This is a genomic window from Gordonia jinghuaiqii, assembly GCF_014041935.1.
GTDB classification, from domain to species: Bacteria; Actinomycetota; Actinomycetes; order Mycobacteriales; family Mycobacteriaceae; genus Gordonia; species Gordonia jinghuaiqii.
Window position 1 is genome coordinate 1,619,318 of record NZ_CP059491.1, and the last position, 14,387, is coordinate 1,633,704.

The window sequence follows — 14,387 nt, forward strand, 5'->3', positions numbered from 1 at the left end:
ATGTTGCCCACCCTGTGGGGACGTATCCAGACCCGCGTACTGGTACTCGGGATCCTCGGCGGCCTGTGGACCATCGTCCTCACGCCGTTCCTGTGGCTGATCTCTTCGGGTGATCCGTCGATCGTCGACACCTACCGAGTCGCGTTCACCGTGCTGTTCACGGTCATCGTCCTCGGCGTCGTCTGGGAGTTCATCTATCACCTCCTGCAGCAGTTCCGCTGGGAGAAGGACTGGCCGACACTCTTCGGTCTACTGACGGCCATCAACGAGGGCATCGTGGTGTGGCTGGTCATCCACGGCACGGGGCTGTTGCCCGAGTCGTTGCGGCCGTCGCCGCTGGTGTTCGCCGTGCAGTTCGTCTCGACGTGGCTGTTGGTGTGGGTCGCGGTCAACGGTCCGCTGCGGGTGATCTTCCCGCACTGGCGATTCCAGGGAGGCAGATTCCTGTGACCATCCCGGGTGACATCCCGAGCGTCACGCCGACGGTGACGCTGATCCCCGGCGCCGGGATCGCGATCCGCAAACCCGCGTTCCTCTGCCTGATGGCCGACACGGTACCGGCGGCGTTCATCACCGATCTGCTCGACATCGAATCCGCCGTCGCGGTACCCGATTCCGCCCCGCGTCGTGGCCGGCACCTGGTGCGTGCGCTGGCGCAACTCGTCGCGACGGCAGAGGACCAGATCGACATCGCCTTCGCCGCACCGGACAACGCCGGCATCGCGATCTTCCTCTCGGGCGCGGTCTACGGCGAGACCGACGGCAAACGCATCGAACCGCCGCCCGGCGACACCTACGACAAGGCCGTGCCGTGGCCGTTCGAGGGCCTCGGACTCTATCTGGACGGGACCGTACCCGCCGAGGTCGGCGACGAACGGTTCGACCTCGTCGACGGCGTGGTCCCGGCTGCCGGAACGCTGCTGCACACGCCGTTGGGACTGCGTGGCACCGAGTTTCACCCGATCCCGGCCGCATCCGGGCAGCCGGAACCGGTAGCGCCGGAGCCGGTGGCGCCGGAATCTGCGGCACCCGCGCCCGCGCTGCGGGCCGAGGACCCCACCCCGCCGCCGGAACCGTTGGTCAAGCGCTCGCCCGTCGACGATCTCCCGTCGGCACCGGACGCTGCTGGGGAGCCAGAGCCAGAGCCGGAGCCAGAGCCGGAGCCGGAGCCGGCCGTCGAATCCGGTTCAGCGGCGGAGCCGTCGGCGGAGTCCGTCCCGATGGGGACCACGGAACGGATGGCGCCGGGAGTCCCGGCATCGCCGCAGGCCGACCCGTTGCCGTTCACCTCGACGCCACTGGGCGGGGTGTTCGACGAGGCCCCGTCGGCGCCGCGTCTGCCCGCCGACCCGCGTCCACTCGACGCGCGCCCACTCGATCCGCGCCCACTCGACCCGCGCCCACTCGACCCGGGCCCGCCGCCGGCCGACCCGTTCGCCGAACCCCTCGGACCGCGAGCGCCGCTGCCCAAGGAGGAACATCAGAAACCCGCGACCGAGGTCGTCCGGATCGAGGCATCGCGGGCCATGGTGCACGGCATCCGGTGCTCGCGTGGTCACCTCAACCATCCGCAGTCATGGTTGTGCGGCATCTGCGGTATCCGAATGGATCAGCTGACCACGTTCCTCGTCGAAGGTGAGCGTCCACCGCTCGGCTGGCTGCTGCTCGACAACGGTTTCACCTTCCTGCTCGACGAGGACCTCGTCATCGGGCGTGAGCCCGGCACGGTGGGAGGGGGACCGGCGGGTTCGCCCAAACCGATACGCGTGCAGGACGAGACGGGCCAGCTCTCGCGCCGGCACGTGGAGATCCGGCTCGTCGAATGGACGGTGCAGCTCGTCGACCTCGGCTCGGCCAACGGGACCTTCGTCGCCGATCCCAGCGGCGGCAACCGCGAAACGCGACTGCTCCCTCATCGCCCGCATGTGCTGGTTCCCGGATCGCATGTGCGAATCGGGGGACGGCACTTCATCTTCGAGTCGCACCACGCCCGGATCTGACATGGACAAACACACGGTCGCGTTCCTGCTCCTCGATGTCGCCGTCATCATCGCGGCCGCCCGCATCGGCGGGATGATCGCGCGGGCGCTGCGGCAACCCGCGGTGGTGGGCGAGATCGCGGCCGGAATCGCGTTGGGACCGAGCCTGTTCGGTCTGCTCCCGGGTAGCCCCGACGAATGGTTGTTCCCCGCCGATGTCCGGCCGCTGCTGGGTGCACTGGCCCAGATCGGTCTGGTCCTGTTCATGTTCATCGTCGGCCTCGAGCTCGACATGCGCCTGACTCGCGGGCGGGAGCGAGCCGCGGCGAGCATCTCGGTGTGCTCGATCGTCCTGCCGTTCGGACTCGGTGCGGCACTGGGACTTCTGCTCTATCCGTCACACAACGTGGTCGACGGCATGGAGATCGGCCGCCTCGGGATGGTGCTCTTCATGGGCGTGGCGATGTCGATCACCGCATTCCCCGTACTCGCCCGCATCCTCGCCGACCGCGGCATGATGCGCACCGTCCCCGGCGTCTTCAGCCTGGCCGCGGCCGCGATCGACGACATCATCGCGTGGACGATGCTGGCGTTCATCATCGCGGTCATCCAGGGCGGCAGCCCGCTCGCGGTGGCCGAGATCGTCGGGATGACGCTGGTCTACGCGGTCGTCATGTTCGGTATCGTCCGGCCGCTGCTGGCCAAGCTGATCACCTGGCGCGACAGGGCCGGACGCCTGACCCCGGACATCCTCGCGGTCATCCTCGTCGGACTGTTCCTGTCCGCGGCGGCCACCGACGTCATCGGCATCCACCAGATCTTCGGCGCGTTCATGTTCGGCGCGGTGATGCCGAAGACCGGTGCCGAACAACTGCACCGGGACATCCTGGAACGGCTCGAGCAGATCAGTGTGCTGCTGTTGCTGCCGATGTTCTTCGTGGTCACCGGACTCACCGTCGACCTCACCTCGATCGGCTTCGCCGGCCTGGGACAACTCGCACTCGTGCTGCTGGTGGCGATCGCGGGCAAGTTCGTCGGAGCCTATGTGGGCGCCAGGGTCAGTGCGATACCCACACGGCAGAGCGCCGCCATCGCCGTGTTGATGAACACCCGTGGCCTGACCGAACTCGTCATCCTCACCGCCGGACGCGATCTGGGGGTGCTCAGCGACGAGCTGTTCGCGATGCTGGTGGTGATGGCGCTGGTGACCACCGTGCTCACCGAGCCACTACTGCGGTTGGTCTATCCGGATTCGGTGGTCGTCAAGGACATCGCCGCCGCCGAGCGTCGCGCGCTGGCGGCGGCCACCGCGCCGCGGGTGATGGTGGTGCTCCGGGACCCGGCGGGCACGGTCGATGACCTGCGCGCCAGGCACCGCAGGCTTCTGGACTGCACCACCGGATACGACGTGGTGCTCGCCGGCCTGCTGACCGCCCCGGACCGCACCGCGCAGCGTCTCGAGGTCGGGGTGCCGGTGGTACCCGACTTCGCCGCCATCGCGTCGGCGATCGAGAAGCTGAACCTGTTGGGTGCGTCGTTGACCGGTGCGGGCTCGGCGTCGGTGTTGTGCCGCTTCAGCGCCGACCCCGCGGCTGATCTCGACGCGATGGCGGAGAACGCCAACGCCGACGTCATCTTCCTCGACAGCACGAATCGAGATCTGGCCGGGGCACTTCGGGCCGCGCCGGTCGCGGTCGTCGACGAGATGATCGCCGCCGGCGCGGGACCGGGCCGGAGCACCATCACCTGCGTTGCCGCCGACAGCCGGAGCGGGCGTACCGCCGTACTGCTGGCAGCCGGTCTGGCGTTGTTCGGGTCGAGGTCGCTGACCGTCGTGGCCGCCGGTTCCCGGCGGCGATGGCTGGCCGACCTGAATTCCGTTGTCGTGCAGGGTGTCGCCGTCACGGTGATGGACCCTCGCCGCCACCGGGCGGACGCCGCCTCGTTCACGGTGACCGCAGGTGATGACCCGGCTTCGGGCGTGGCGGCGCCGGTGACCGTCGTCGACGACACCGGGACGAGCGAGGAGTCGTTGAGCGATCGGGTGGCGATGCTCTACCCGGCGCCGGCCGACGAGGCCGCCGACCTGCCGGCGGCCCGTGACACACCACCACCGAACATCACGTCGTCATCACCGGAGAGGCACTGACATGGCCACTGTCGAGATCCCGCAACAGCTGGCGGATTTCACCGTGCTCCAGAAACTGGGAGTCGGCGGGAACGGCACGTTCTATCTCGCCGAGCCTCCCGCGCGGTTGGGTCTGGCCACCGATCGCGTGGTGGTCAAGGTGTTCAGCGGGGTGTGCAGTGACGACGCCTACCGGCGCGGAGTGCGTGAACTGCGAGCCTTCGCCGCCGTCGCCTCGCCTTTCCTGGCCGGGCTGTACGACGCGGTTCTGCAGGGCCAGTTCATGTATGCGATGGAGTACTTCCCGCTCGGTTCGCTGGGCACCCCGACCCGGCCGCTGACCCGGGACGAACGACTGGCCGCGATCGCCGATGCGGCGCGCGGCGTGGACGCCCTCCACGAGGCGGGGATCGCGCACGCCAACATCACCCCGTCGAGCATCATGGTCACCGACACCGGTGGCAAGATCTCCGATCTGGGCCTCGCGCGGGTCCTGGCGGCCGAAGAACCGATCACCAGTTTCGCGCAGCCGGGCGCGGTGCAGTACATGGATCCGGCGCTGCTGGCCGGCGACGTGCCGTCGCGGGCGACCGACATCTGGTCGCTCGGCGCGTGTCTGCATCGTGCCCTCACCGACGAGGGCGTGTACGGCGAGGTGCCGGATGCGCAGCCGCTCTTGGCGATTCGCGCAGCACTGTCCACGCCGCCGGCGCTGTCGGAGAACCTGGACCGCGACGAACGCGCGCTGATCGCCAATTGCCTGGCACTGACCGGGAGCAGGCCGTCGACCGCGGCGGAGGTCGCCGACCGCATCGACGCGCTCCTCCGGCGCTGATCGCGGAGACAACGCACTCAACCCAACGGGGCGCTGCGCCACCAGTCGTCGAGGATCTGGCGGCCGGTGTGCCCGGGCCAGGTGGTGATCACGGTGTGGTCCGCCTGCGGCGGGCCGGTGAAGTTGGTGACCACCCAGCCGTCGACGACGCTGTCGCGGCTGGCCGACGCGGGGCCGTCGCGCCACCGGATCTTGTTGCCGGGGTGCCCTTTCAGCGTCGCGGTGACCGCACGGCGCGATTCCGGCGTCGGGGTGTGCCAGACGGCGAAGGTGACCTGTGCGGGGTCTGTGCACGTGATGCCGTCGATGCCGTCACGAGACACGTTCTGGCAGGAAGCATCTCGCCAGGCCCGCGATTCCGGGGTGGCCGGGAGGAGTTGCGGGAAGGCGTCAGCGATCGGCGACACCGCCGGTGGCCATGGCGGCGGGGTGTTGCGCGTACCGAGCACGATGAGGGTGCCGACGACGACGGCGACCACGACGAGCACCACCAGCATCGGTGCGAGGAACCGACGGCGTGGCGCCGGCGGCGAACGGTGGTGCGGAGGCGACGATGACTGCGCCCCGTGCCCAGCGGGTCCGGGTGCCGGCGCGGCGGATTCACCGGGGCCGGATTCGCCAGGGCCGGATTCGACGGCGCGACGGTCGGTCACGATCTCCGTCGGACGGTCGGGATGCCCGCCGGGATGAAACAGGCGCGGTGTGCTGCCGCCCGGCGATCGGCCGGCCAGGACGTCGGTCGCATCTGCCGGGTTCGGGTCGGCGTCGGCAGGTGGCGCAGCCCCGATGACCTCGGTCGGCGGCTCCCCGTCGGTGCGAGTGAGGTGAAGGGCCAGGTCCGCGGCCCGGATGAACTCCGCGCACGTCCGGTAGTGCTGATCGGGGCCCGGGTCGAGAGCGCGGGCCAGGACGGCGTAGAAGGCCGGGGAGACCGCTCCGGACACCCGGTGCCGCGCGACCGAGGTTGTACCGGTGAGCAATTCGGCGAGAGTGCGGCCGAGTGAGGCGACGTCGCTCGACGGGTGCGGCGAGGTCTCGGTGGCGCTGAGTCGTGCCAGGCCGAACCCGGTCAGGGTGACGACCCCCGGCTGCGCGGCGTCGATCTGCGTCGGCTCGGTGACGGCGAAGAGGATGTCGGCGGGGGAGACGGCGCCGTGGACCAGCCGCTTGCGATGCGCCGCGTCGAGGGCGTCACCGACGACTCTCACGAGACGTACGGCGAGATCGACGTCGATTCCGTCGGGATGGCGCTGCAGCAGTTGTGCGGCGTCGGCGGCAGGCACAGGCGCCGTGGCGGCCCACGCATGACCGTCGGACAGCCCGTGGCCGACAACGCGCGCGATGGCGGGATGCCGCATTCCGGAGGCCGATTCGTTGGCGCGGGCAAACCAGGCGAGGGCTCGCGGGTCGGCCGATGTGTTCCGGTCGACGACGGTGAGGACGACCTGTCCGGGCCGTGGTACGACTGCGCCCGGCGGGGGCGTGGCGAGGTAGACGAACCCCGTAGCCCGTTGCCGGAGTACACGTTCGACACGATGGCCGGCCACTCGTGAGCCGGGAGCGAGAGGACCGCCGTGAGTGGTATCGAAAGACACGGTGGCTCCCTCACATCGCGTGAAACCCCGAGTCTACCGGTCAGATCGGGTGGAACCGAGAGGAAAGAGAGGCCGAGATCCCGGCGGAGGCGGTCAGCCGCTCTCGAAGAGGACCGGCGCGGAATTGAACAGCATGACGATGAAGAAGACGAGCAGGAACCACGCGCCGCCCTGCCAGACCTGCCAGCGCCCGCCGCGCTTGTAGACCCGGTAGGTCCGGAACAGCATGGCGATCGCCCCGACGAGAACCACGATGGGCGAGGCGATGATGAGCACGGTCTGCAGTGAATCCGATGACGCGTGCGCGATCAGCAGCAGACCGAGCCCGAAGACAACCGTGACGACGATGTGGACGACCATCGCGCGAAAGTCGTTGTTGCCGTTCTGTGGTAGCGGTGAAGTCATGGTGCCTGCCAGATTACACGGCGCGAAGAACGGGGGTTGACGCAGCTGAGGCAGGACCTAGTGCTTATTGCCGCTTGCACGAGGGGAGAGCACGATGGAAGGTGAGACCAGGGCCGGGCGGGACCGAAACCCGCGATCGCCCGGCGGTCGGTACCCCGAGGCCACACCCGCGGCCTCGGATTCAACAGGAGATGAGCGAGGAACATGAACGCGATACTCGTCGGCGTGGATGGATCGGATGCGGCAACCGGTGCGGTCCGGTGGGCAGCGCAGGCAGCTGCGACCGAGGGCCTCGATCTCAAGATCGTCGGTGCTTACGACGCCAGCACCAGCGACTACGCTCCCGGGCTGGTCATCCCGCAGGATGTGATCGACGCGATCCGTCAGGACGCTTCGGACGCGGTCCACACGGCGGCCGACGTCGCCAAGGAAGCCGCACCCACCGTGACGGTCGCGACATCCATCGTCGACGGCGATGCCGCGCGCGTGCTGCTCGAACTGGGTAAGGATGCCGCGATGATCGTGGTCGGCACCCGCCGGCTGGGCAGCGTCAAGGGTCTGTTCCTCGGATCGGTGAGCACGACCGTGGCAGCCCACGCCCACGGTCGGGTCGCCGTCATCGCGGCCGAGGGCAGCAGTTCCGGCCCGGTCGTCGTCGGCGTCGACGGTTCCCCGATCAGCGACGTGGCCGTCGCCGAGGCGTTCCGCCAGGCTTCGCTGCGGAACGTGCCGCTCGTCGCGGTCCACACCTGGACCCCGCTGGATGCCGACGCCCTGCACGGCTACGGCATCGACAGTGCCGAGGTCAAGCGGATGACGCAGGACGCCGTCGAGGTGGTGGCCGAACGTCTGGCCGGATACGCCCAGGATTACCCCGATGTGCGCATCGAACGTCGGGTGCTTCCCGAGGAACCGGCAAAGGCTCTGCTCGAGGCGGCCGGGACCGACGCCTCGCTCATCATCGTCGGCAGCCGGGGTCGCGGCGGATTCCGCGGTCTGCTCCTCGGCTCGACCAGCCAGAAGGTGATGCATCACGCCGAATGCCCGGTGATGGTGGTCCGCGGCGCCTGACGACGCGCATCGGGCGCTCGTCCGCCCGGCCCGCGGGTGCGCCCAGTGCCTACCATCGGTCCATGGCGCTGAAGAAGCTCGAGCTCTCGGTCGGTGAGCTCGCCCTGCGGGCGGGTATCGCACCGTCGGCGGTCCGGTTCTACGAGGATCAGGGACTGATCTTCAGCCGGCGCACATCGGGCAACCAGCGCCGGTACCACCGGGCGATGCTGCGGCGCGTGGCGTTCATCCGCGCGTCGCAGGTCGCGGGCATCCCGCTGTCGGTCATCGGTGAGGTCCTCGCCGAACTCGGCGACCACGAGTCGCCGTCGGTGTCGATGTGGGAAGCGGCGTCGAAACGGTGGATGGACGACATCAACCATCGCATCGCGCTGCTGGAGAACATGCGCGACATGATCGGCTCCTGCGTCGGCTGCGGATGCCTGTCCCTCGGCGAATGTCACCTGCTCAACCCCGGCGACGAACTGAACAAACTCGGCCCCGGCCCGCGGCGCCTGATGGACGAGACCTAGCGTCGTTCGCCGGCCAGGGCCCGCGCGCGCGTCCGGGGCGAGGCGGCACATCGCCGGCGGTACTGTTGCCGGTATGGCTCGACCGTCGCGCGTGGCGCTGGCTCTGGGAAGTGGTGGGGCCCGCGGTTACGCGCACATCGGTGTGATCGCGGAGCTCGAGGCCCGCGGATTCGAGATCGTCACGGTCGCCGGATCGTCGATGGGCGCGCTCGTCGGAGGCCTGTACTGCGCGGGAAAGCTCGACGACTACGTCGACTGGATCTCCGGTCTCAGCCAGCTCGATGTGGTGCGGCTGCTCGACGTCTCACTCAGCAAACCCGGTGTCATCGGTGCCGAACGCATCCTGTTGCGTGTGCGGGAGATCCTCGGCGACACCGCGATCGAGGACCTGCCCATCCCGTTCACCGCGGTCGCCACCGACCTCAACGCCGGCCGTGCCGTGTGGTTCGGCCGCGGCAACCTCGCTGACGCCCTGCGCGCGTCGATCGCGATCCCGGGCGTGATCAGCCCACACGAGTTCGGCGGCCGGCTGCTCGCCGACGGCGGCATCCTCGATCCGCTGCCCGTCGCGCCCACCTCGACCGTCCCGAGCGATGTGACGATCGGCGTGGTCCTGGGCTCCGACGGCGGTCCCGAGGCCGGTGCGGTCCACCAGCCCAAGTCCAAGGGGCTGCTGCGCCGCAATGTCGCGCCCATCCTCGACAACGAGTTCGTGCGGTCGATGCGGGACCGACTCGGCTCCGAGATGCCTCCGGGTGAGGTCGGCCACGACACCGAACCCGCACCGGACACCACCGAGGTCCCCGAAACCGGCGATGTGGCCGGGGCGGCCGCCGCCCAGGCGGGCGGAGCCGTCGCGGTCGACACCGCAGCCGTGCGGGCCTCCGGCGCGCTCGCCGAAACCTCCGGCGAACCCAACAGGATGGGACGCGTCGAGGTGCTGAGCCGATCGCTCGACATCATGCAGGAGGCGCTGACGCGCTATCAGGTCGCCGGTTATCCGCCCGACGTGCTGATCCGGGTACCCCGCCGGACCGTGCGCACCCTGGACTTCCACAAGGCATCGGAGATGATCGAGCTCGGACGTGCCCTGACCGCCAAAGCCCTCGACGATCTGCCCGAGATGCCGTGAGACAGATACCCCGCGGCATCTGGGTGCTGCTGTCGGCCAACGTCGTCATCGCACTCGGATACGGATTCATCGCACCCGCGCTGCCGACCTTCGCCCGCAACTTCAACGTCTCCTTCACCGCGGCCACCGCCGTGGTGTCGGCGTTCGCCGTGATGCGCCTGATGTTCGCGCCGGCGACCGGGCGTCTGGTCACCGCATTCGGCGAACGGCGGATCTACCTGACCGGCCTGCTGATAGTCGCGGCCAGCACGCTGGCGTGCGCGTTCGCCCAAACCTATTGGCAGTTGCTCGTTTTCCGTGGTCTCGGCGGCATCGGGTCGACGATGTTCAGCATCTCGGCGATGGCACTGCTGATCCGCATGGCGCCCAGCGACATCCGCGGCAAGGTCTCGGGTTTCTTCTCGGCCGGCTTCCTCATCGGCAGTATCACCGGACCGCTGATCGGTGCGGCGCTCGTCGAATTCGGGCTGCGCGTGCCGTTCGTGGTGTACGCGGTCGCGCTGCTCGTCGCGTCGACGGTGGTGGCCACACAGCTGCGCGAGGTGATCGCCCCCGATCAGACGGAGGGCCCCACGGGCGGTCTGATCGGCTTCCGGACCGCCATGCGCGACAGCGCCTACCGAGCGATCCTGGCGTCGAACTTCACCCAGGGGTGGGCGTCGATGGGGGTGCGTGTCGCGGTGGTGCCGTTGTTCATCACCGAGAGTCTCGGTGCCGGTGCGGGTATGGCCGGGATCGTGCTGGCGGTCTATGCGGCGGGCAACGTGCTGGCGATCCTGGTCGCGGGCAGGCTGTCCGACCGTTTCGGACGACGCCCCATCATGCTGCCGGGACTCGTGATCACCGTGGTCGCGACCGTCGCGCTCGGGTTCTCTCCCAACGTCGGTGTCGCCCTCGGTCTGTCGGTGCTCGCCGGTGTCGGCTCCGGCCTGTTCGCCCCCACGCATCAGGCCGCACTCGCCGACGTTCTCGGTAACCGGCAGCAGGGCGGATCGGCGCTCGCCGCCTACGGCATGTCGTCGGATCTCGGTGCGGTCACCGGGCCCGTCGTCGTCGGATTCGTGGCCGACCGGATCGGTTTCGGTCCGGCCTTCGTGTTGACCGGTGTGGTCGCCGCCGTCGCGCTGGGCATGTGGCTGTTCGCGCGGGAGACCGCACCGGTGGTCGTCGGGAACGGTCCCACCATGACCCCGGCGCCGACACGGAAGGTCGATGAGATGTCCGACGGCGACGAAACGAATTACGGTTGAGCGATGACGGGTGAAGGGCTGACGGGCCCGGCGCATACGCCAGATGAGCAGGGGTATGCCCTCGGAGCCAACTCCGAGGTCGGCGCTCTGCGCGCGGTGATGCTGCACCGTCCCGGCGACGAACTGCGGCGGCTGACCCCGCGCAACAGCGACCAGCTGCTGTTCGACGGCCTGCCGTGGGTGGGCCGGGCGCAGGAGGAACACGATGCGTTCGCCGAGGTGCTGCGTGACCGCGGCGTCGACGTCTATCTGCTGGGTGATCTCCTCGCCGAGACCATCGCCCACAGCGGCGCCGCCCGCATCCAGGGCATCGCCGCAGCGGTGAGCGCACGCCGCCTCGGGCCGCACCTCGCCGAGGACCTCGCCACGCATCTTCGCGGACTCGCCGCCGCCGACCTCGCGTATGTACTGATGGCGGGGATGACCTTCGACGAGTTGCCGATCACGCCGTCCGCGGAGCGGTCGTCGCTGGTGCGCCGCATGCACCACGGCCCGGAGTTCGCGATCGAGCCGCTGCCCAATCTGCTGTTCACCCGCGACAGTTCGTTCTGGATCGGCGCGCGGTTCGCGATCACCTCACTCGCGCTGCCCGCCCGTACGCGTGAGACCTCGCTCACCGACCTGATCTACGCGCACCACCCACGGTTCACCGGCGCCCGCCGCGCCTACGAGTCGCAGGTCGCACCGGTCGAAGGCGGCGATGTGTTGCTGCTCGCGCCGGGGGTCGTGGCGGTCGGGGTGGGGGAGCGCACCACACCCGCCGGCGCGGAAGCATTGGCACGCAGCCTCTTCGAGGACCACCTCGCGCACACCGTGCTGGCGGTGCCGATCCAGCAGGCGCGGGCGTTCATGCACCTCGACACCGTCTGCACGATGGTCGACACCGATGCCGTGGTGATGTATCCCAACATCCGTGACTCGATGTCGGCGTTCACACTGGCGCACGATGCCGCCACCGACACCGTGAAGGTCTCGGGCGAGAGACCTTTCCTCGACGCCGCGGCGGAGGCCATGGGGATCGACAAGCTGCGGGTCATCGACACCGGTCTCGACCCGGTGACCGCCGAACGTGAACAGTGGGACGACGGCAACAACACGCTGGCGCTCGCGCCGGGCGTCGTGGTGTCCTACAACCGGAACGTGGAAACCAATCGGCGACTGCGCGATTCGGGCGTCGAGGTCATCGAGATCGAGGGCCGGGAACTCGGTTCGGGACGTGGTGGGCCGCGGTGCATGTCTTGTCCGCTGGCGCGAGAGTTGTTGTGAGAGGCGAATCATGAGTCCAGCAGACAGCGCGCACGGTGCCGGGCTCGGATCACTGCACATCGATGCCGCCTCGGACCGCCCGCCGTACGAACAGGTTCGGGTCGGCATCATCGATCTGATCGCCGACGGCACGTTGCTCGTCGGCGAGCGGTTGCCGACCGTGCGCGCTCTCGCGACGCAGCTGGGTGTGGCCGCCAACACCGTCGCACGCAGCTACCGCGAACTCGAGGCCGCCGGGGTGATCGAGACGCGCGGACGCATGGGATCGTTCATCAAGGCCGGACGCAACGACGCGCTCGACGCCGGTTTCGCCGCCGCAACCACGTTCGTGGAAACCGCACGTGAGCTGGGGTTGGACGACCAGGTCATCGTCGAGATGGTGACACGCGCCCTGGGCCGAACTTGAATACCTGAGGCCACGTTGCTTGTCTGGGTGCATGACAAGTGAACAGGATGTGTCTGCACGTCGTGCACGACCAGCCATCGATCCGGTCGTTTTCCTGACCACCGCGGTATTCGTCATCGCCTTCGTCGTGTGGGGAATCGCGGACAAGGACAGCCTGAACTCGGTCAGCGGCGACGTCCTCGGCTGGATCACCACCAACCTCGGGTGGTTGTTCATCCTCTCCGCGACGGGTTTCGTGGTGTTCGCGGTGTGCCTGGCGGTGTCGAAGTACGGCCGAATTCCGCTCGGCCGCACCGGTGAGAAGCCCCAGTTCCGCACCATCAGCTGGATCGCGATGATGTTCAGCGCCGGGATGGGTATCGGGCTGATGTTCTTCGGTGCCTACGAGCCGCTGTTCCACTTCGTCAGCCCGCCACCCGAAGTGGGCCCCGACGACATCCGTGCGGCGATGGCGACCACGATGTTCCACTGGGGTTTCCACCCGTGGGCGATGTATGCCGTCGTCGGACTCTCGTTGGCCTACAGCACCTTCCGGCTGGGCCGGACCCAGCTGATGAGCGCGGTCTTCACCCGCCTGCTCGGTCCCCGGGTCGTCAACGGTCCCGGCGGCAAGGTCATCGACATCCTGGCCATCTTCGCGACCCTGTTCGGCACTGTGGCGTCCCTGGGACTCGGCGCGCTTCAGATCGGATCGGGTTTCGACACCCTCGGCTGGGTCAACGAGCCGACCAAGATGCTGCTCGTCGCGATCATCGCGATCCTGACAGCGGCGTTCGTCGCCTCGGCGGTGTCGGGTATCGCGCGCGGTATCCAGTGGTTGTCGAACATCAACATGGTTCTGGCCCTGGTGCTCGCGGTGTTCGTGTTCGTCGTCGGTCCCACGATCTTCATCCTCAACCTGTTGCCCACCACACTGGGCGCCTATGCCACCGACCTGACCTCCTACGCCGCTCGCTCCGAGGCCACGGTGATCACCGCCGAGGGCCAGAAGTGGCTGGCGGACTGGACGATCTTCTACTGGGCATGGTGGGTGTCGTGGACGCCGTTCGTCGGATTGTTCCTGGCCAAGATCAGTCGCGGCCGCACCATCCGTGAGTTCGTGGTCGGCGTGATGGTGGTTCCCACGACGGTGTCGTTGGTCTGGTTCAGCATCTTCGGCGGCACCGCGATCCGCCAGGAGACCGCGGGGACACTCGGTTTCGACCCGGCCACGGCAGCCAGTGAGAACACCCTGTTCGAGGTGCTGGAGCACCTCCCATGGACCGGCGTCTCCTCGACGCTCGTGATGATCCTGGTCGCCATCTTCTTCGTCTCCGGCGCCGACTCGGCGTCGCTGGTGATGGGCACGCTCTCGCAACGCGGCGTCGAGCATCCCTCACGGGTGGTGACCATCTTCTGGGGTTCGCTGACCGGCGTCGTCGCGGCGTTGCTGCTCGCGATCAGCGGTGACGACGCTCTGGACGGCATCAAGACGATGGCCATCATCGCGGCGCTGCCGTTCGTCGTGGTGATGATCGGCATGTGTGTGTCGCTCTACATCGACCTGCGACACGACCCGCTCATCGTCTCCCGCCACGTCCTGTCGGCCCGCGTCGACGAGCACGTGCTCGAGCAGGCGAAGGCGATCGCCTCCGGTGAGCTCGAGTCCTTCGACGCCGATGCCGTGCGTCACCTGGAGCGGATCGACCCCGACTACGTCGATCAGGCGAACGGGGCGGGGGAGTCCGGCGACTCCGCAGCGACGGGCACCACCGACAGCGGGCAGACGACCGGCCCTCGCCTCTAGTTCTCGCTGACCGGGTCGCGGT

The 14,387-nt window shown here is 68.7% G+C and carries 13 protein-coding genes; 11 read left to right on the forward strand and 2 right to left on the reverse strand.

Annotated elements, in window-relative coordinates; genetic code table 11:
• Genes H1R19_RS07165 through H1R19_RS07180 form a run of 4 tightly spaced genes read left to right on the forward strand, consistent with a single transcriptional unit; the run spans position 1 to position 4,942 of the window.
• Positions 1-450 (forward strand): hypothetical protein, encoded by a 450-nt coding sequence (locus H1R19_RS07165; RefSeq protein WP_188329972.1) that lies wholly within the window; start codon positions 1-3, stop codon positions 448-450.
• Positions 447-2,000, forward strand: a complete 1,554-nt coding sequence (locus H1R19_RS07170; RefSeq protein WP_219851080.1) for an FHA domain-containing protein — start codon at positions 447-449, stop codon at positions 1,998-2,000. Before H1R19_RS07165 ends, H1R19_RS07170 begins: the two co-directional genes overlap by 4 nt.
• 1 nt (position 2,001) lies before the next feature.
• A complete protein-coding gene (locus H1R19_RS07175) occupies positions 2,002-4,128 on the forward strand; it encodes a cation:proton antiporter (protein ID WP_188329970.1) in 2,127 nt (708 codons plus the stop codon).
• 1 nt (position 4,129) lies between these two features.
• Complete coding sequence (locus H1R19_RS07180) at positions 4,130-4,942, forward strand: protein kinase domain-containing protein (protein ID WP_219851081.1); 813 nt, start codon at positions 4,130-4,132, stop codon at positions 4,940-4,942.
• Between the two features lie 17 nt (positions 4,943-4,959).
• Here H1R19_RS07180 and H1R19_RS07185 read toward each other — a convergent pair whose 3' ends face one another.
• A complete protein-coding gene (locus H1R19_RS07185; protein WP_219851082.1) occupies positions 4,960-6,537 on the reverse strand; it encodes a protein kinase family protein in 1,578 nt (525 codons plus the stop codon).
• Positions 6,538-6,630: 93 nt separating this feature from the next.
• Positions 6,631-6,942 (reverse strand): hypothetical protein, encoded by a 312-nt coding sequence (locus H1R19_RS07190; protein ID WP_188329967.1) that lies wholly within the window; start codon positions 6,940-6,942, stop codon positions 6,631-6,633.
• Between the two features lie 204 nt (positions 6,943-7,146).
• On the opposite strand from H1R19_RS07190, the gene H1R19_RS07195 reads away from it, so the two are divergent.
• The 7 genes from H1R19_RS07195 (at position 7,147) to H1R19_RS07225 (ending at position 14,365) form a co-directional block, all read left to right on the forward strand.
• Positions 7,147-8,013, forward strand: a complete 867-nt coding sequence (locus tag H1R19_RS07195; RefSeq protein ID WP_219851083.1) for a universal stress protein — start codon at positions 7,147-7,149, stop codon at positions 8,011-8,013.
• A gap of 62 nt (positions 8,014-8,075) precedes the next feature.
• The gene (soxR, locus tag H1R19_RS07200) at positions 8,076-8,525 is read left to right on the forward strand and encodes a redox-sensitive transcriptional activator SoxR (RefSeq protein WP_188329965.1); all 450 of its coding nucleotides are present in this window, start codon (positions 8,076-8,078) and stop codon (positions 8,523-8,525) included.
• Positions 8,526-8,598: 73 nt separating this feature from the next.
• Positions 8,599-9,657, forward strand: a complete 1,059-nt coding sequence (locus tag H1R19_RS07205; RefSeq protein ID WP_188329964.1) for a patatin-like phospholipase family protein — start codon at positions 8,599-8,601, stop codon at positions 9,655-9,657.
• Positions 9,654-10,907 carry an MFS transporter gene (locus H1R19_RS07210; protein WP_188329963.1) on the forward strand — a complete coding sequence of 418 codons (1,254 nt, stop codon included), beginning with the start codon at positions 9,654-9,656 and terminating at the stop codon, positions 10,905-10,907. The genes H1R19_RS07205 and H1R19_RS07210 overlap by 4 nt, the downstream gene beginning before the upstream one ends.
• Before the next feature lie 3 nt (positions 10,908-10,910).
• Complete coding sequence (locus H1R19_RS07215; RefSeq protein ID WP_219851084.1) at positions 10,911-12,173, forward strand: arginine deiminase; 1,263 nt, start codon at positions 10,911-10,913, stop codon at positions 12,171-12,173.
• A 10-nt stretch (positions 12,174-12,183) separates the two neighbouring features.
• On the forward strand, positions 12,184-12,579 hold the full coding sequence (locus H1R19_RS07220) for a GntR family transcriptional regulator (RefSeq protein WP_219851085.1): 396 nt from the start codon (positions 12,184-12,186) through the stop codon (positions 12,577-12,579).
• Between the two features lie 31 nt (positions 12,580-12,610).
• Entirely contained in the window at positions 12,611-14,365 is a 1,755-nt protein-coding gene (locus tag H1R19_RS07225) for a BCCT family transporter (RefSeq protein ID WP_188329960.1), read from the forward strand.
• The last annotated feature ends 22 nt before the right edge of the window (positions 14,366-14,387 follow it).